The sequence below is a fragment of the Candidatus Zixiibacteriota bacterium genome, from assembly GCA_021159005.1.
Lineage (GTDB): Bacteria > Zixibacteria > MSB-5A5 > UBA10806 > 4484-95 > JAGGSN01.
The window spans coordinates 65,563-85,137 of record JAGGSN010000195.1 but is presented as its reverse complement, the minus strand read 5'-3'; the positions used below and the strand labels follow the sequence as shown (position 1 = coordinate 85,137).

The window sequence follows — 19,575 nt, the reverse complement described above, 5'->3', positions numbered from 1 at the left end:
TTATGAGATAATAATAGATATTTTTCTTGCAAGTGATAAAAAAAAACGATATTTTTGAGAACAATTTATGGTCCCGCTTGTATAATTTTAGTTCGGGCCATTATATATGGCAGTTAAGGAATTATCTTAATAGTAAAAAAATAAAAGAAGGAGCTGCGAATGGTAGAATCTAAAAGCCTTTATATGAACTACGGCACTACTAAGGCTTTAATTGACGCCTCGTTTGTAGCCGCCGACAACCAGATAACAGGTATGTTGGGTCCCAACGGCGCTGGTAAAACTACCTGCATGAAAATTGTTACCACACAAATGGTGCCAACCTCCGGCACGGCTGTTGTTGCCGGGCTTGATGTTTTGGAAAATCCAATTGAAACGCGAAAAAAAATCGGATACCTTCCCGAAACCGCCCCTCTGTATAATGACATGGAGGTTGCCGAATACCTGGAATTCGTCGGCAAGGGACGAGGACTTGAAAACCACAATCTTAAATCCCGCATCGACTGGGTGGTTGAAGCCTGCAAGATTAAAAGCGTTTACAGACACCCGATTAGCGAACTCTCACGCGGTTATCGTCAAAGAGTTGGGCTGTCTCAAGCTCTTATACACGACCCTGATGTATTAATTCTTGATGAGCCGACATCCGGTCTCGACCCGATTCAAATAGTCGGCATCAGACAGCTTATTAAAGAACTGTCTGCAACTAAGTCAATCATATTTTCAACTCATATCCTGCAAGAGGTAGAGGCAATCTCTGATAAAGTAGTCATCATTAATGAAGGTAGAATAATAGCTTTTGGTTCCCCAGGGGAACTCAAACTGACAACCGGTGAATCAACCGGCTTCACCATTGAACTGAAAGCCTCGAAGGATGCTGTCGAAAGCTCATTTAGAGATTTTGATGCTGAAATAAATGTTGAGTATATCAGCGTTAATGATGATTTCAGCAGGTTTGTTATTACCGGTTCCGACTATACTAAAACTCAAATGATAATATCAGAGAAATTGCTTAGCGAAAATTGGCAGGTTAGAGAATTTTCGCCAAACGCGCCAAGTCTTGAGCAGACGTTTATTCATCTAATAAAGGAGAGCGCCATAAATGAATAATATTTTAACATTATTTAAGCGCGAGTTTGTCGCTTACTTTAACGCTCCGATAGCCTATATTTTCATTATAGTATTCTTAGCAGTAAACAGCGGTTTGTTTATGACCTCATTCTTTTTAACCGGAACCGCCGACATGCGCGGCTTTTTCGGACTATTGCCGATAACTCTAATTATCTTCATTCCGGCAATTACAATGCGCCTTTGGGCTGAGGATTCGCGAGAGGGCACTATTGCGCTTCTACATTCATTTCCGATAACCAGCAGTCAGCTTGTGCTGGGCAAGTTTTTAGCCAGTTTTGTGTTTTATTTAATCACTCTGGTATGCACAATGGTTATTCCCATAATGATAATGTTTTTGGGCAATCCCGACCTTGGGCCGATAATCGGCGGTTATTTTGGAGCCGCTTTATTGGGCGCATTTTATCTTTCAATAGGGATTTTCATTTCCGGGTTGTTTAAAGACCAGATCGTTGCTTTTATCTTGAGTATGGTCGCCTGTTTTATTTTCTATATGCTTGGCACAGATTATATCTCTATTATGATTGATAGCTGGTTTGGCGGGTTGGGATCAATCCTCATGAACTCAGTCGGCACTGCCAATCATTTCGCCTCAATAGAGCGCGGCGTACTCGATATTCGCGATATAATATATTTTCTCTCGTACACTCTCATTTTCCTCTGGCTCAATGCAGTTACAGTTGAACAGTTAATGCGCCGTCTGGCAGACAAGAAATTTATTATCAATGCCGTAATTGGCCTGGCAGTAATATTTATGCTTAATGTGGTTGTCGGCGGTATAAATTTCGGGCGGTTTGATTTAACCGAGGGCAATATATACACTATTAGCCCGGCCTCAAAAAACATCCTTAAAAAGCTGAAAGACGCGCCTATTACCATACGCTATTACGTTTCACCGAAGGAAAAAATGCCGGCATCTATGAAAAATATCGAACAGGATGTTACAGACCTTTTACGCGAGTTCGAGATAGTATCCGACCGTTTCAGATTTGAATTAGTCGATCCGACTACCGATGTTGATATTGCAAAAACCATCGAGGAGAAGGGAATTCAACCATTTGACACCCGTTCGATTGAAAAAGATTCTTTTGGAATTAAGAGAATATATTCGGCTATTGCCATATCTTATCTCGACAAACCCGAAGAGGTTATCCCCAGAGTTATACCTCAAAATTTGCCAAATCTCGAGTATGAACTGTTATCCAGAATCTATCGCATGACCATGACTGCCAAACCGAGAGTTGTTTTGATGGCGCCCTATGATGTTTCCCGTCAGGACCCGCGGAGGCGTCAGATGATGATGCAAATGGGGCAGGATGTGCCTGAAAAAGAAGATAGATATAAATCCATAGCCCAGGTTTTACAGACTGAAAACTATGAAGTCATACGAACCGAAGCAACCGAATCAGATCCGATTCCCGATGATTTCGATTTACTGCTTGTGCTTTCGCCAAAAAGCCTGTCCGATAGACAGCGTTATGAAATCAATAAAGCGCTTGTCTCCGGTAAGAAGGTGATAATGGGAGTTCAAAATTACGGCTTTAGCTATGCTCCTCAACAAGGTGCGGGCATTCAAGTTTCGCCGCAGCAATACAGACCTGCAATGAACGACCTATTGGATAATTATGGACTGGCAATTGCCGATGACATACTCATGGATGCCAGTCAGGAGGTATTGTCGATTCCTCAGCGCAAGACTATTGGCGGTTTTTTGCAAACAACTGTCGAAACACCCGTAAAATTGCCTATCCAGATAAAGATTACAGATCAAGGTATGAATCAGGATGTATCGATTACCAACAGAGTTTCCAGTTTGTTGTATTTATGGGGCAGCGGTCTTGAATATGACAAAACAAAGCTTGCCGAATTAGGCTTGGATTATAAGATACTTATTAAATCATCACCTAATACCTGGACGATTCCCTTTACCGGCGGGCCTATTTCACCTGATGATATCAATCCCAACAAGCATGAATTAGTAGGTTCTCAAACATTAGCTATGATGGTAAGCGGTCAGTTTCCTAATGCCTATGAGAATATGCCAATACCGAAATGGCCGAGTCAGACAGATTCAATCGAAACGGCGGCAACAACTGAAACAATTGCCAAGGCTCCCGGCAAACTCGTGCTTTACGGATGTGGGGAAATGTTCTCCGACCAGGTTTTAGGAGCGGGGAGCAATGCGCTTTTAATGTTGAACTCAGTCGATGCTTTGGTTCTCGGGGATGATCTTATCAATGTTAGATCCAAGATGATGACCCAGAGGTTTATCAGCGAAACATCAGCCGCCAGCAAGGTGTTTTGGAAATTCTTCATTGTATTGCTGGTTCCGATTATTCTAATCGTAATAGGAATTGCCCGGTACGTGATGAGACGTAAAAGACGGGAAATTTATCAACGTTTACTTGAACAAACATCAATATAGGATGATGATATTATGAAAAATAAAAACTTTGCGGTACTGATTGGCGTTCTTGTGATATTGATAGCCATCTATTTATTTCAACAGCTAAACACCGGCAAGAAAAGCATAAGCGAAAGCATGATCAATGTATTCCCTGATCTCAAAGCCTCAAGTGTTAGCGCAATTAAGGTCTATAAGCAGGACTATCCTGATTCCGGACTTAGTTTTGTAAAAAAAGATGGAGCGTGGTTGATTTCATCATACTTCAACGCTCCAGCTAAGGAAAACGATATTGATAAACTCCTCAGCGATATTAAAACGCTTCAAGGCGAGGTAAGGTCAACAAAAGCTGAACTGTTTGATGATTACGATATTGCCGATAGTATTGCTCTTCATGTAGAGCTTTTACGACCGGACTCATCCGAACTCGTTCATATGCTGGTTGGCAAAGGGGTTCCCCAGGCTTCCAAGTCGAGTTTCGTTCGTAAATTTAACGCCGACACGGTATATATAGCTAATCAGAATTTCCTATCGCGTTTTGCTGTCTGGAATGCCGAACCAGCCAAAAAAATGCCGAGTAAAAGATGGGCTGAAATGAAGATGACCGATGTCGACAAAGAGCTTGTCATCTCATTCGAGATTAAAGCCAAACGCAAGCTTTATCGATTCGAAAAGAAGCAGGTGCCTACCGAGGATACAACTGCGCCGCCTAAATACATCTGGGAGCAGATTAAGCCTAAGAAAGGCAAAATCCTCGAAGATAAAGATATTCAGCCTATTTTAAACCGGATAGTCACGTTTAATTCGCAGGAAATTATTAACGATGAAATTCTAAAAGAGTATGGCCTTACAAAACCGAAGTACTCTGTTAGTTTCACTACTGTCGATGGCAAGTCAACTATCGTTAGCTTTGGCAATGCAATTGATACAACCTCAAATGCCTATTATACATCTGTTGATAACAAACCGTTTGTTTATAAAGTTGCCAAATATAATTTCGAATCAATCTTCGTGAATCCGTTTAAGGATGATTAGCACTGGCAAAGTTTAGCAGCTAAAGTTTAAAGGCGTCTTGATAGAACCATTAACTATCAAGACGCCTTTTTCTATTATCTTGATGCTGTTTTTATTAAACGCGAGTTTTACAGATTGCTTGTATCAATTAAGCTGTCATAATGCTTCAAGATTAAATTAAATGAAGATTGTGATTCGAACATCCCTTCGCCCTCTTTCTTAATGCCGCTGAATGTTGATAAAATATATTCCACATCCTCGCGATTAATGCCGTAGAGGATAAGATAAGCGGCGTCAAGCTGAGCCATGAGGTCGGTTCTTTCATCGGGTTTCCATTTATGAACAGGCGGATCAAAACCGGCGGCTTTGGCAAGAGGAATCATATCATTGCTGGTGCAGGTAAGTTTTAAGACGCGGTCGGATATCCATTTCTCAAGCGAGGAACGGCGGTTCCAGGGACAGCGGTCGGCATAAAAATCGGGCGAGAATATTGGCAATTGTTCTATAATGAAGAAGTTAAGATGTACGCCGCCTACTTTTTGACGCGCTATAAAATCCATAGGAATACTATTTAGATTTGCTAATAAACAACATTGAAGTTTGTTAGAGATATTTCCAGATGTTAAGATTAATGGAGCAGAATTGAGAACGCCGGTAAAGGGAATAAATGCTGCTATCATTGTTCTTAAGTTAGTAGGACTCGTGATATCTTTATAAGAAATAAATTCGGAATAATCGCTTCCTATTTCTTTTATTACAGACTCTTTATTCACCCACCATCTTGGTTCACTATTAAATTCCGGGTTTTGATGTTGAGAGAGGACTGTCGCCTTTGTTTGCCCTTGACGCATCCAATTTGTATCCTTAATAAAGATACTTGCGGCGCGATGGTCGTACATTTGAATCATCTTTGCCTCATACAGCGGCAAATAAACCTTTTTGCCTTTTTCCCACACTGCGCCGTGACGTTTATATTTCATTGTCTTAAGCTTATCAGCGGTATGAAACAATTCAGCATCATTGGTTTGATGGAACATTGTGTAAAATTTAATTCCCCAGGGATTGCCGCCCTTTTCGCGGTTTTTATCAATCAAAATGGGCACACGCTGATAAACATATTTTGTAAGCTTGGCATCGCGCGGCGTACGGAAAATAGGGCAAGTTCGAGTATTGGGATTAAATAGCTTAAAATCATCAGCATTAAGTTCTATATGTATCTTTCTATTTTTCAATTCATCCATGCTATGGGCGAAAAAAACAAAATCTGTTTTTTTAAATTTCTTTTTATGACCTCCAAATAATAGAACGCAAAATTTATATGACCGATGAACATCAGGAAAAGTTGGAGCTTTGTTCTCGAAATCATACAAACTAACAAGCGATTTAGAATCAACCAAAGTATTGAAAAACTCTCTATTAGTATAATCTGTCGCTATTCCCGTAGGGACTAAAATCCCAACGCGAGCATCCGGGGCGGCAATTCGATAGGCAAGCTCTGCGAATACAGCATAAGTATTTATATCGCCATTAGCCGCAAGCTTAAATCTGTCAGCTTTTCGGATGTGGTGAAGCGTGTTTTCAGCTAATGATTTCGCCTCAGTATAACGCTGATGAAGCTCGGGATTAGAATTTTTGAGTTTGGCTATAAGTTTTCGTCTGGCGGATGCATTGACTGAGGCGGCAATATCTGCGCTTACGACATCGAAAAATTCTCTTTCCTGAAGCTTGATTCTTTCCCACGGCGGGTTGCCGATTACGCAATCGAAGCCGCTATTTTCCCTGTTAAATATTTCCGGAAAAGTTTCATCCCAAATCATGGCTCTCGGGTGGACTTCCGGGTCATCGACAATGCTGTTGCCGCAGATTATATTTTTCGATAAATCGGCTAATGTTCTGCCCTCTTGGGCTGTGCGAAGCCATAAAGCCAACTGCGTAATTTCCACTGCTTCATAGGATAGGTCAACGCCGAAAATATTGTCATGAAGAATAAAATCGGGTATTTTTTCTAATAATTCTTCATCATCATCGTTGTCGTGGAAAATGATATTATTAATAACATCGCTATATCTTGATTCTAAACAATCATAAGCGCTTATTAAAAAAGCTCCGCTGCCGCAAGCAGGGTCAACAATCTTAATTTGGCGAAGAGCATGCAAACATTCTTTCCAGTAATCAGCTATTCGCGAATCTTTCTCGTTAGAATTAAGATCATTAGCAGTTAGTTTGTGTTCTTTTAATATTTTTTCAAATCTTTCATCAATAAGCCTGTTTATTGTATTATGAGTGATAAATTTAGTAAATTCGGGTGGAGTATAATATATTCCATATTGTTTTCGTTCGACAGATTTATCCATTGCAGGCTGACCATTATCTTCAAATTCTTCGCCGAATAATCCACCGAGTTTGATTCGTTCTATTTCATTTACAGACTTCTCGAATAAATGGCCTAAGACATCTACGTTAACCTCATCGCGGAAATCATATTTGCCGATACTATCAAAGAAAGTAGTCCAGTCGTCGTTTAGATTAAGATTGTCAATTTCCGGGTCTTCTTTAAATAAGCCGCCGTTATATGGCGGGATGCCTCTATTTTTATTGCCTTTGTCGATACTATGAAACAGGTCGAGAAAATTCTGCCATTTGGGATTTGTAACGCGGGAAAATGGCGGCAGTTTGCTGTATGCTTTATGAAGCGAATTTTCAGGAAGCAGTTTCCTGTCTTCACAAAAAGCGACAAATATAATGCGGTCGAGCAGTTTTTGGGCAATAGATATTGATTTATCTAAGGTTTTATTATGCGGTTTTCCTTTAAGGTGATTTATCATTCTTTTGCGATTATAGCTATAATGATTATATAATTCATCACCAACTTTTTGCTGTTGTTTGCTTGTATCCTCAAGAAGCGCTACTGCTCGCGGTTTTCTATCTTTCGGAATAGGCAAAAGCCCAGCTCGCTGCAAAAGATAGTAAAACTGCCGGAATTTTTCTTTATCTTGCAATTCCCGCAAGACAAATAACTGATATGCTCTTGGAGTATGATTTCTGTGATAAAGTCGAAAACTTACAAAATTACTTACAATTCCCCAAGGGCATTCAGGTATAGCGTCGAGATAATCCCAGCATTGCTGTACAGCAGTTCGTCCATTAAAACGGTCTCTATCCAGATTGGTATTTGGTCCTTTAAGTTCTATTAATGCAAAAGGCGGGGTTTTCTTTTCGGGTTCAAAGAAACCTATGGCAGCATCAGCTTCGCCGCCATTAACAGAGTATTTTGATTCGATATTCCACTGTTTTTTATTCTCAGAGAATAGTGAATAGCCCAGCGCATCTCCGAATACTTCCGTTATAAACTCACCTTCTAAAGTGGTTTCCTTTTTCTTTTCAAGTTTTCCTTTTGATTCCAGTTCCGTCCATTTTAAAATTATTTCATATGCTTTATCCTGAGCTTCATCCATTAAAATAGTATTCTTAGATTCCTTTACTAAGTATTTGGGTAAAAACAGGTTGCTATGGCGGCGAATATCGCCATATCTAATTGGGTCGTGTTCGGTAAATAAATCTTCTTGTTTAGTATTCATATTGTTTATTTGACTTAAATAATCATAATCTAATCACATGTTAACTTATGTATAAATATTATATAATGCAAGTTCATTATAGAATATGTTATTTTTGCCTACCACCAAACCTGCTTGCCGTCCTTAATCGTAAATATCCGCTCCTCGTCATCATTATCTTCATTGACTACTCGATACAAGCTGCCAGCAGGGATATTATCAAACACAAGCGGCTTTTTATCAACTGTTGCCTTGTCCAGCGTCTGCCAATTGTCATTATGCCAGTAAAACAGCTCGTACTCCTTGCCCATTTCATACTTCTCTGCGCGAAGACCATTTCTATAGACTTTTAATTCGCTACAGGCTACCGAAGTCGTTAGAATTGAATCAGGCTGAAGCTTAAGCATACTGCAATCATCATTAAGAATAAATGGCGTCTCAAACGGAACTATCTCCTCATTCACATACAGCGCTGGCATGTAGGCGATACCGACACCCATATCGGTAAATACCGCCTGACCATTCTCGATTCTTCCCCAATGAATCGCCCGCCATTCGCCGGAATTGAATACGCACAGGTAAGCGATATCTACCGAATCGGGGATATCGCGCTCAAACGAGATGGTTACATCGCAAACATCAACGTAGTCGGCAGTAACGTCAACGTAGTTTTTACCGGCCAACCAGCCGGGAACTTTCTCCTGTTTTCTCTCCTGAAAAATGAGATTGTTTTTTTTCTTGCCGAATGTCTTACGGTAAACCTTAGCCGCTATACCTGACAGCTTGTACAGCCCCGGGTTTCTCTCGGCTCCCATAAATGGCGTTACTTTTCCATCAGCGGCGACTATCGAATTCCAGGCGTGGTTATTGCTTGAGTTTGCCCAGTGCGGCGTGTAGTCGCTGGTTACCGCCAAACCGACAGCCCGCATAGCGTAGATAGTAACATTTGTCATATCCTCACATCGCCCCATGCCGTATTCGAGCATCTCGGCAAGTCCCAAGTCGGTCGGATGATAATAGAAGCGCGGGTCGAATGTGAACCATGACTTAATATCATCATTGATTAAAGCGGCGGCTTCTATAGGGTCGGCTGGGTCGGTCATAGAGCTGTCAATATTTTTATACTTTTCCCAGAATGATTCTCGCCAGCTTTCAAGCGGCTCGCTGCTGCCCCGATAGGGCAGGACATAATCGCAGAAATTATCAAACGACAAGCCTTGCGCCCAGGGTTTTTCCCGCCAGGCTTTAAAAGCATAATCAATTTGATTAATCAAGAAGTCAGCGGTAATAGCCTCAAGGTCGTATATCAGCGTGTCTCTATCAAAATCGAGTTCGCCGTGAATATCCTCAAGCGTATCGCATGCCGCTTTCATTGTTTCGTAATCGGGATAAGACAACGGGTCAAATTCGATTATATTCTCGGCGCTGTCCAAAAGGTTATAAGTTGCATAACAGTGCCCCTCCATATTGCCTATCAGGAAATATGCCGCCTGAAGTTTAAGCGTATCATCACCGGCGATGAAATGGGTGAGGACTTTCTCAAGCTCGGCGCGGTTGTTCTCGGCTTTGTCTAAAGCCTCCGTTACATCCGGCGGATAGGGCGACAATGAACAGCTGCAGAAGGAAAGCATAAGCAGCATTATTAGCGATACAAAAAATATTATTGGCCTGGATTTCATTTTTCCCTCCTAAGGGATGACATGGGTTAGCTATAAATGGAGGCAGACATATCCGCCTATGGCTGGATGCCGCCCGCACAGTTTAAAACAGCTTTAAGCTAATTTATAATTGTAATATCAGCAAGCTTTTCTTTTTAAATTGGAGGTAAATATGTATAAATTCATGTGGGCGGCACACGTCCTCGTGTGCCCCTTATCTGCTTTACAGCAGATGAGCACATACTGACGCATACAATTTCAGCAAGCTTTTCCATAGTGTTCAGCGGGCGTCAGGATGTCGCAAGCTTCCATCCTGACGCATAAAAAACCATGCAGAATGGGCATATGCAATACGCCCCTACGCGCTGCCTATGTGGGCGGCATCAGCGACGGCGGGTGCCCTACTCCCGCCCAAAGCAGAAGTAGGTTACTCCATTATCATTCATGCACCAGCAAGTTGGCAAAAGCAAAGTAAACGTTAAATTCGACATTTATGAGTATTTCACTTAACCCACCCCGCAGTAACGGGGATGGGGCACCGGGCTATAGAACTGGCTGGGAAATCTTATTGTTTAGGAGTTATAAAATAATGGAAATCTGGTAAGGAATATTTGATTGGAAAAAGAAAGAAAAAGACAAGGGATAAAAAAGTTGACAGAGAGTGTTGATGTTGTGTTTTTACTGAAAAGTTACAAAATATTTTAAAGTAAGGAAAAAACAAGGCATATGACGACTCCTGCCCTACTGCTGATTAAAAAAAAGTGGGCGTATGCAATACGCCCCTACTGCCTGATCTTTCTATCAAGCAAAATGTGTCAATTCATCCGCCTTAGGCGGACTACGAACTGACACATCATAAAAGCCTTAGGATTTATTCTCAACATAGATAGATAACATATTGATATTTGGATTCCCCCCCCTACCAGCCGCGGCTGCCGATAAAAACCGCTATAATCCCCAGCGGCATGACCGCTTTCATAGAGCCGGCTATAAAGCGATAAGTTGCTTTATCCGGTTTGCTCAAAAGACGTATTATGAAATACAAAAGGAATATGTCCGTGCCGGCCAGCACGATAATTAAATATATCGGACCATAGATTCTGAATAAACCAGGTATCAGTGTTGCAAATATCAATAGCAAAATCATCACGATAGCTAATTTGGTTGATACCGCAAAACCATATTTAACCGCGCCGGTTTGAACATTGCAGGCTTTATCCGCTTCGTAATCCTCCATATCCTTAACTATCTCCCGAATGAAATGGAATAGGAAAGCAAATACAGCCGGGATTATTCCGCCAAATAGATTGCCAACAGCCGCCGCACCATAGAAAAATGCAAATGCCGATACCGCTGATATTAAAAGATTGCCCCAGTAGCCTCTGCCCTTAAATATGGGAGTGTAAACTAACAAGGCAATTGATACAATCGAGGCAATCAGCAGGCAGGTTTTATTGACAGTCAGGGCTAATAATATGCCTATCATCGCCAAGATAAATGTCAAGAAAGCCGCTTGCTTAATTGTAATCTGCCCCAATACAAGCGGACGAAACGGTTTGGATTTTCTGTCGGTTTCGATATCGTAAATATCATTGCAGATATTGCCGTAACCGGCGATAAGTCCGGCAGACAGGCAGGCTAAAAGCAAATCATTTGAATAGTACATATCGAACGAGATTACCCCGCCGAGATAAACCGACAACATCGAGATAAGCACATTTATCGGTCTGGTGATGACAACAATCGCTTTAATCAAAATCCCGTCCTGAATCCGAAATGAAGTTTTGCCGATGATATACTCTCATCATGAGGCGCCGCAATTTCTATTGTAGTAACGCCGCCTTTTACGGATGCCGCCAAGCCGATACCAAAACCAGCTTTATACCAGGCTTCAATATCAGCAGAAACAGTCTTTATCTGAAAAGCCGCCATGTCGGTAAAAATATAAGCCCTGCCGTTTGCAGATGTCAATAGCCTGTATTCGATTGTGCCAACCGCGAATCTTGAAACATAAAAGAAATCCTGATTGTAGCCGCGTAAAGAATTACTTCCGCCAAGAGGAAACTGCCGGTCAATTGGAACATCCTCGGAGAAATCCCCCTGTCCGGTCAATCCGCCAAACAGAGTCGAGGTTTTGGTGATTTGAATATATTTTTCATAGTCAAGTTTTATTGTCCTGTAATTTATGCTGGCGGCGGCGAAATTATCATCAGCTTTTGTATTCTCAGTGATAAATTCTCCCCTCATATAGAAATAATCTCCCTTAACCGGATTGTCGGGGTAATCCCTGCTGTCGGCTGATATACTTACCGCCAATTGCTTTCTATTTTTCATTGGTATAAATATCCTGCCATAGCTTTCGGGATTTATCCGCGATATACCCATGGAAATGCCGAAAGTATATGAATCGGCGGCAATATAATATAAACCGACATCGCCGCCGCTTTCTATATAAAGGCTGTCGCGGTCATCCTGGCAGGCTGCCAAATCAAGACGGAAAGGAACTCCGAACGGATAAAACTCCGATAATTCGGCTTTCAGCCAGCGGGAGCTTTTATCTTTTTTAGACCAGTCAAATTCAAGCTTTCTGCCCTTGCCGAGTATATTAGAGATGACAGCATTGAATCTGCCATAGAAATTATCATCATTGGCGGAATAGCCAAGCCCGCCGTCAATAATCAATGGCGAGACTTCCTTTATCGGTATAACCAGAACTCCTCTTTCAGGCGATTGCAAATAACGCAGTTGATAATCCTCCGCGCTCTGTATAAACTGCGCCAACGATAATCGTCTTTTTGCTTTGACGGCTCTGTTAGCATTATAATCAACAGGAGGTATGAGTCCGGTATATGTCTCAATGAAATTGTAATCGAGGTTTTTACGTCCCGGATATTTTATCTGTTCGACTATCACTTTGGGACCTATATTGATATGCAGTGTTATTTCCATGCGAGCAGAATTACGGTTCTTAACATAGTCCGCTATTCTAATCTCGCAATAGGGATAGCCATTATCAGCATAAACCTCAATGATGTCATTAATCGCTCTTTCAATATTATATAGTATAGCCGGTTTGTTATTGATTAAATCTATAACGGAACTTATATCATCAGCAAACCCTTTGGCGCTGTTCAAATTGTCTATACCGACAGACAACAAATATCTGTCTTTCTTATCAATAACATAATCTATGTATGCATTACTGTCTCTGACCTTATAATTATACGATGCCTCGCAATCAAACCAGCCGCGCTGTTCATAATAGGAGGTTATTTTTAATGAATCAGCTGTCAGGCTATCCGGCTGGAACTGATGGCCGGGTTTGTTACACAAGCCGACTTTTAAGGAATGCTCTCCGCCTGCAAATGATATTCTTTCTACTGTGACCTCACCATTAACAAGCGTTGATGATAATACCGTTATTATTATAAATAAAAGAGTTCGCATTTTAAAACTGTGCTTTAACCTCCAGCCTTAAATTGTTGTTCGAGTAGCCATCGCCGAGCTTCTTATAATTATACCGTAATTCCGCCCGGCTGTATGAATTCAATTTCAATCGGGCTGTAATCATGCCATTATAATTATCCCCCTTCTTTTTTCCGGCGGCAACGGCAAACGGAAGGAAAACATCTTCCCTGCTTGTATTAACTCTTGAATAGCCGCCATTAACCTCTATTCTGCCATACTGCCTGAAATTTACTATTGTTTTAATTCCGCCGGAGTAGATTGATATTTTAACATCCCTGGCTTTCTCATTTTCATTTGAGTATGCCAGCGGTATTTCTATTTGAAGCATTCCCGATGGATGATATTCGGGGATTAGCTTGATGCCCAGTCTTTTAATATCGATACTGCCGGAATATAAAATTCTCTTTTCTGCCGCATATTCAGTTGATATCAAATAGCTGACTTTTCTTCTTGAGAGAATCTTGAAATCGGCTGTATTGACAAGCGCATTATCATCAAGCTGTTCAAATTGATAGTTATTGCCATTGCTTGCCGACATCTTAAAAGTATGACGGATATAATCGCCCGATTGGTTCAGCCTAAAAGTTGTCCGCTGATTATAGTTATATGTTCTGTATAATATCTCATCACCGCTGATATTGGTTAACGGAAACAGATGCCTGGGTTGAATATCTGTCGCCGCCGATAAATTTGTTCTGTAAGAAAAATCGTTATCATAGATAATTTTACTTAACAGCCCGCATTTTGAAATCACTTTGCCGTTGGCGCGAAGCCTTAAGCCGCCGGAGATTTCATATCCGGCAAGCCCTGTCTCATCAAGCTGTTTTACAACTTCGATATAATCGGCACCAGTCTCCGGCACATAATCATCGCCATCTTTGCGATAATCACCATTGCCATCGCCTACATATATATATTCGCGCTCTCTTGATATCCTGCCGGCGCCATTGACACTTTCGTAGAATGTAATTCCAATATCTGTCTTATTATAATTTAATTTAATATTTCCCATTATTCTTTTAATTGTCTCTTTTACCGGCAAGAACCTGTCCTGATAAAAACGAGACAGATTAATTTCACCGTTAAAACCAGTTCCCGAACTGCCATATATTAAACCCTGCTCTATTTGATATTGGTGAAATTGATCGACCCAACCATTCGGGAAACCATTAGTATTAACAGATGTCTTCTGGTCGCGGAAAAGCAATTTGCTTCTGGATGTAAATTTAGAGGATATGATTAGATTCAGACCGCCGTCATACTCATCGGCTTTATAACAATTAGTAAAAGCATTGAGACCGTCATTAAGTTCATGCCTATAAATAAATCCCGGTTGTATTATACCCTTACTTTTTCTAATACCGGATTCGTATTTATTCCAGTGGGATGATAAGCCGGTTGTGTTATCCTTCGATTCCGAAACCTCAGTATTAGCCGATAATTCATATTGCTTGAAAGCGATAAGATTAAAATTGCCCGACACACGTTTGGCGTCAAATTCATCGCTTTTGAATGAACCGCCGCCTATGCCGATATTATTGCCGGCTAAGGTATTGGCGCTTGATTGGATTTCCACAAGCCGCTCATCAGAATATAAACGCGACTGAGGAATATTATAACGTCGAAAAAACTCCGGCTGGTCGATTATTCCGGGAACTGAAAATTGATCATCTAAGGACCTGACTTTAAGATTAAATATATCAACATTCCATAGTTTTTCTGCAAAGGCAATGTTTTCTTTTTTATATCCCATATTGCTTAGAAAGCCTGCGCCGTAGAAGATATCGTCAATTTCCGAAAGCGTATTGCGGTCGTTTCGCGAACCCGCCAGCTCGCAATCGAAATACAAATCGCCCTGCCTTTTTATGATTAACGATCCGTAGTCGCTGCTCTTCGGCAAAGGGAAATAAATGACAGGCAAATATAATCCATTGCCCTCACCGACATATATGTATACTCCAGCACCGGCATAATTGTAATCCCCTTGCCCCGATAACGTCCGGCTGAAACTGACCAGATAATTGCCTGCGCCAGTTCCGACATATTTGTAATAAGGCACTTGCAAGCTGTCGTCAATTACAGATATATACTCGCCCTCGTTGTCGCCAACATATTTTACACCGGATATGCACGCCGAATCCCGAACCGCTCCGGCTCGGCTTATAACATCTCTTTCGATTTCGCCCAAATCGAAACTTCTGGGACTTGATTTGTCATCTTTCTCGCCAATGTATTGGAAACCTATGGAAATTTTACCTGTCCGAAAGGTATTAAAATTATAGAAGTTCCGCCGGTAATTTTCGGCTGAACATTGTATCTTTACGGTTATCCGACTTTTAGAGCTGATAATATTTTTCGGATTGAAATTGATATAGCCATCGTAATAATCAATCGTATAATCGTTTTCGGTTCCTCTTTGAAGTTTACGACTGTCAAGATATACTTCCTCCGTTCCCGGCATAAAGGCATTGCCCCGAGAAGCGGATATATCAATACCGGAGCTATGCAGAATATAGGGACCCTGTTTGCCGTCGGTGCCAAAGAAAAACATCTCCTTCTGTTTGCCGGGAGAAAACGCCAGCGCCGATGAGCCGTTAAAATTGCCGGTATATCCTTTCATGCTCAAACCTGTAAGCTTGCGTCTAAAATCCAATAGCGAATTATCAACACCCTTAAGCTCTATATCGCCGAAATCGCCTTTGAAGTTTTTTGTTTCGAGACTTAAAAATATTCGATCAAGCTCATCTAATGACTTGGTTCCGCCGCTTGATGAACTGCCGAAGTTCTGGTCATTGACTCGGCCCTGAATAAACACTCCCTCGGTCGCCTGACCGGAGATATTAAGGTCTAAGCTCTGGGTTAATGTGGGGTTTCCCTGATTGCCAATATTTATAACGAAACCCTTGCTGCCCATTATTTCAAGCTGGCTATGATGGAAAGCGCTCCTTTTTAAAGGCAACAGATCAACAGCGGCGGTATCTGTTAAAGCCTTTGGCTCCATTTGCCGGTATGATGATTTCAGATCGAACGGCAGTATTGCAAACTCGATATGCAGGGTATCCTCAGACATCAGGGGTTTGCCAAGCGTTATCAAGCCCTCGATGTAATTTAGATGATAATCTATTTCAGGAGTTAATATCCTATCCGTATGCGCAATATGCTCTGAGCCAGAGATGATATTGACATAACCCAGCCGATAAGGGCCGGCATTGCCTATCCCGATTATATCAACGCGTACACTCTGGACAGCTTGAGCAAGTCCCGCAAAGATGAAAACCAGGATTATTGCCTGGCGCATGGGATTAACTCCCTATAATTGGTTTGACGATTATTATTCGAGAGGCGGCGGAATCAACAATATAAATAGTATCATCATCGATAAAAAGGCCTGTCGGTTTTATTAATTGCAGATATCCCCGGCCATTCCATCTGAATATTTCGTTTCCCTTATAATCAAAACAATACAGCATGCCGGATTCAACATCGGTTACCCAGATACCGATTCGAGGCGATACGGCAACACCGGTTGGTTTTTGTAAAATATCACCGCCGATAGTACGTATATGCATACCGAAATCATCATAGACTAAAATCTTTCCGTTTTCAGAATCAGCGACATAGATATTTTCATTTTTATCGAAATCAATATCAGCAGGATAATAAATAGGCTGGCTGCTGCTGCGGCTGCCAAATTCGTAGATATAATACAGGAATTGATCTAATTTAAAACAGGCTCCGATTCCCTCATCGCCAAAAAGGATTTCGCCTCTTGCGGCAACATTGACGCTGACAGGATTGATAAAATCGATTTTATTATCTTTAGTATAACCGCTTTCCTCAGAGATAAAATTTAAACGGCGGTCAAAGCGCACTAATCGCCTGTTTCCCGAATCGACAACATACAGGTTGGAAACATTATCAAGGGCAAGAGATACAGGGCCGTTTAATGAATACTCGGCAATACCGAACCCTCCTATTTCAGCAATAAAATTGTAGGCTAAATCAAGTTTGACAATTCGATCGTTGCCGTAATCAGCGATAAATATCTCATTGAACATATTAATGGCAATATCGCGAGGCTGATTAAGCGGACGAGACGAGCCTATTGACGGTCCTATTACATCAATAATTTGCAGGTTGAGAATAGACTGTGTTGTAAGCCGAATGCCCGGTTTTTCAGGCGAACAGGCTAATGTCAGAACAACGGCAAATGATACGATTATGGAAAGCTTTGACATCAGTCAAAATACTTAATTAGAGAAACAGTTATAGCAGGATCATTCAGGCTTGGCTTAACAGCATAATGAAACTTGAAGCCTGCTTTTGAAAATTCCAGACGTCGATTATATTTTACAGTTGATAATAAAGCTTCTACAGCCGAGACAACATGATTAGCGATAATTACGCCTACTATTACATCAGCCCGTTCGTAAGCATTTTTACTTTGGTTTCGCAGGTTGCGGTATTTCTGACGGTCATCGCGGTTGTTCCAGTTCCAATAATATTCAGGCGTTTCAGGGAAAAATACTGCGTTATCGCCTTCATAAATTCCTATCATCTGATTATACCCCAGCTCGTACTGGCTTTCATTTCTATCACGGTTATCGTAGTAGGTCATTTTTATCCAGTAAAGCTCATCCGTGTTATCGGGACTGGCTCCAGCTTTGGCAACAGCCCAACCCTTAGCGGCATCATCTTTAAAAGCGCCGAACTTGCGGAATCCATAATATGACAACCAGAATGCCGACTCGATTCCCAAAAATATCTTAGCCTTAGAGTTATTTTCAACATAATACTGACCTGCGCCGGGCAGCATCAAAGAGAGAAGAGCCGCTTTATACTTAGATTTATACTTAATGTTCTCTGACCTGCCTACGAGAGGAATATTAAAACCGTCATCCGCATCAAGCTGAGCATAACCGCCCGAACTCGAAAACCTCAATTGCGATTTCATCAACAAATCGATAGTTTCCTGCGCGCCGGCAATCTGGCAAAGCAGTATGGAAATTAATATTACTAAAAGTAAATTCTTATTCATATTAGAACCTGTATGTGCATGTTAAAATCGGAATATTTCCTGAGCCAAAATCTTTAGTTTTAATTTTAAGTGAATATCGTTTTTGTCCCTTATTGAATTTTTTAGCTGTGAGGGCGGCATCGAAAGCTGAAATTATATGGTTGCCCAAAGACAGCATAATCATAGTATTAGCACTATTGTAATAACCATTTGCCACATCTCTTAAGTCTAGATAAAATGATCTATGAGGCGACACTACTGCCTCGCCGCCCGGTACTCCCGGCGGATATGTGGAAATATCATCCCAGCCATATTGAAATTGGTCATACTTGCCAATATTTTCATAGTATTCATGGTCTTTTATAGCTGTATTAATATCATCATCCCAAGGGAGTCGGTGCGAAAAAGTGTCTTGTTCAGTCGAGTCGAGTGTATTCCACCACTGTATGAAAGTCCACCACTCATAATGATCGTCGGCATAATTGCGATACTCTTCCTTTTTATCATCGCCCTTTTTATCATACATAAAATAGCCTGTCCATATCATCGCCTCTATGCCTACAAACACAAACGGCTTTATTTTGGAACCGGCATAGTATTCGCCGGCGCCAGGCACTAACAAGGAATAAAAGAACGCTTTTTTAGTAGACTTTGCGTCAAATTCGTAAATATCGCCGGTCAATGTTGATGTATATAAATCCTCGCCGGCAAATTCATCTTTGACAGTATCAACAACCGGAAATTTTACATCTGTTTGCTGCACTGGTTCGGGTTCTTCGATTTCGGGTATTGCAATCAACTTAGCGGCTAATGATCTCACCCCTACGGTAGTTACAGAATCCAAGCCTGCTTGCGTTTCATAAGAAGCCGTGTTTATTATTTTGCCGCTTTCAACATCAACCATTATCGTGGAAACCGTATAGGTACTATCAATAAAAGTAATTGTTCCGCCGATTATTTTATTTACATTTAGCGCTTGGCCAGCCTGAATCAAGCACTTTTCATCAAAACAGCCGGATATTTTAAATCCTATCGTAGCAAGTATTTTATTCATCTGCTCTCTGGCCATAACTTGGTATTCACCGCTTTCATACAGCTCTGTTCTTAGCTTTTCTGTTGCATAACTTGCTTTAACCTGAATAATGCCGGTTCCTTTTAGTTCTAGCACAACTATAGTTTCCGGTGTTGGAATTTGATTGATAATTTTGGGGACAACTAAAGCATTTGAGGCGAAGTATTCGGCAATCGTAAAATCGCTTTCAGAACCATCAGCCCAACAAAAACTTGCAGTTAGGGTAATCATTAAAATTGGTATAATCAACTTGCGCATTCTTC

11 protein-coding genes are annotated in these 19,575 nt (G+C 41.2%); 3 read left to right on the top strand and 8 right to left on the bottom strand.

Going from position 1 to position 19,575, the window contains the following annotated elements; all coding sequences use genetic code 11:
• Nucleotides 1-159: 159 nt before the first annotated feature.
• From J7K40_12575 to J7K40_12565, 3 genes are read left to right on the top strand one after another with little or no spacing between them, the layout of a single operon-like run.
• A complete protein-coding gene (locus J7K40_12575) occupies nt 160-1,104 on the top strand; it encodes an ATP-binding cassette domain-containing protein (GenBank protein ID MCD6163226.1) in 945 nt (314 codons plus the stop codon).
• Nucleotides 1,097-3,547, top strand: a complete 2,451-nt coding sequence (locus J7K40_12570; GenBank protein ID MCD6163225.1) for a Gldg family protein — start codon at nt 1,097-1,099, stop codon at nt 3,545-3,547. The genes J7K40_12575 and J7K40_12570 overlap by 8 nt, the downstream gene beginning before the upstream one ends.
• Before the next feature lie 12 nt (nt 3,548-3,559).
• A complete protein-coding gene (locus J7K40_12565) occupies nt 3,560-4,561 on the top strand; it encodes a DUF4340 domain-containing protein (GenBank protein MCD6163224.1) in 1,002 nt (333 codons plus the stop codon).
• A gap of 107 nt (nt 4,562-4,668) precedes the next feature.
• Here J7K40_12565 and J7K40_12560 read toward each other — a convergent pair whose 3' ends face one another.
• The 8 genes from J7K40_12560 to J7K40_12525 all read right to left on the bottom strand — a co-directional run bounded on the left by J7K40_12560 (nt 4,669) and on the right by J7K40_12525 (nt 19,570).
• Nucleotides 4,669-8,118, bottom strand: coding sequence for an N-6 DNA methylase (locus tag J7K40_12560; GenBank protein ID MCD6163223.1), 3,450 nt, complete (start codon nt 8,116-8,118; stop codon nt 4,669-4,671).
• Nucleotides 8,119-8,216: 98 nt separating this feature from the next.
• Complete coding sequence (locus J7K40_12555; protein ID MCD6163222.1) at nt 8,217-9,776, bottom strand: transglutaminase domain-containing protein; 1,560 nt, start codon at nt 9,774-9,776, stop codon at nt 8,217-8,219.
• 898 nt (nt 9,777-10,674) lie between these two features.
• The gene (locus J7K40_12550) at nt 10,675-11,511 is read right to left on the bottom strand and encodes a UbiA family prenyltransferase (protein MCD6163221.1); all 837 of its coding nucleotides are present in this window, start codon (nt 11,509-11,511) and stop codon (nt 10,675-10,677) included.
• Nucleotides 11,508-13,202 carry a BamA/TamA family outer membrane protein gene (locus J7K40_12545; GenBank protein MCD6163220.1) on the bottom strand — a complete coding sequence of 565 codons (1,695 nt, stop codon included), beginning with the start codon at nt 13,200-13,202 and terminating at the stop codon, nt 11,508-11,510. The genes J7K40_12550 and J7K40_12545 overlap by 4 nt, the downstream gene beginning before the upstream one ends.
• Nucleotide 13,203: 1 nt before the next feature.
• Nucleotides 13,204-16,521 (bottom strand): hypothetical protein, encoded by a 3,318-nt coding sequence (locus tag J7K40_12540; protein ID MCD6163219.1) that lies wholly within the window; start codon nt 16,519-16,521, stop codon nt 13,204-13,206.
• Nucleotides 16,522-16,525: 4 nt separating this feature from the next.
• Complete coding sequence (locus J7K40_12535; GenBank protein ID MCD6163218.1) at nt 16,526-17,461, bottom strand: NHL repeat-containing protein; 936 nt, start codon at nt 17,459-17,461, stop codon at nt 16,526-16,528.
• Entirely contained in the window at nt 17,461-18,261 is an 801-nt protein-coding gene (locus tag J7K40_12530) for a hypothetical protein (GenBank protein ID MCD6163217.1), read from the bottom strand. Before J7K40_12530 ends, J7K40_12535 begins: the two co-directional genes overlap by 1 nt.
• Nucleotide 18,262: 1 nt before the next feature.
• Nucleotides 18,263-19,570 carry a hypothetical protein gene (locus J7K40_12525; protein ID MCD6163216.1) on the bottom strand — a complete coding sequence of 436 codons (1,308 nt, stop codon included), beginning with the start codon at nt 19,568-19,570 and terminating at the stop codon, nt 18,263-18,265.
• Nucleotides 19,571-19,575 lie beyond the last annotated feature (5 nt).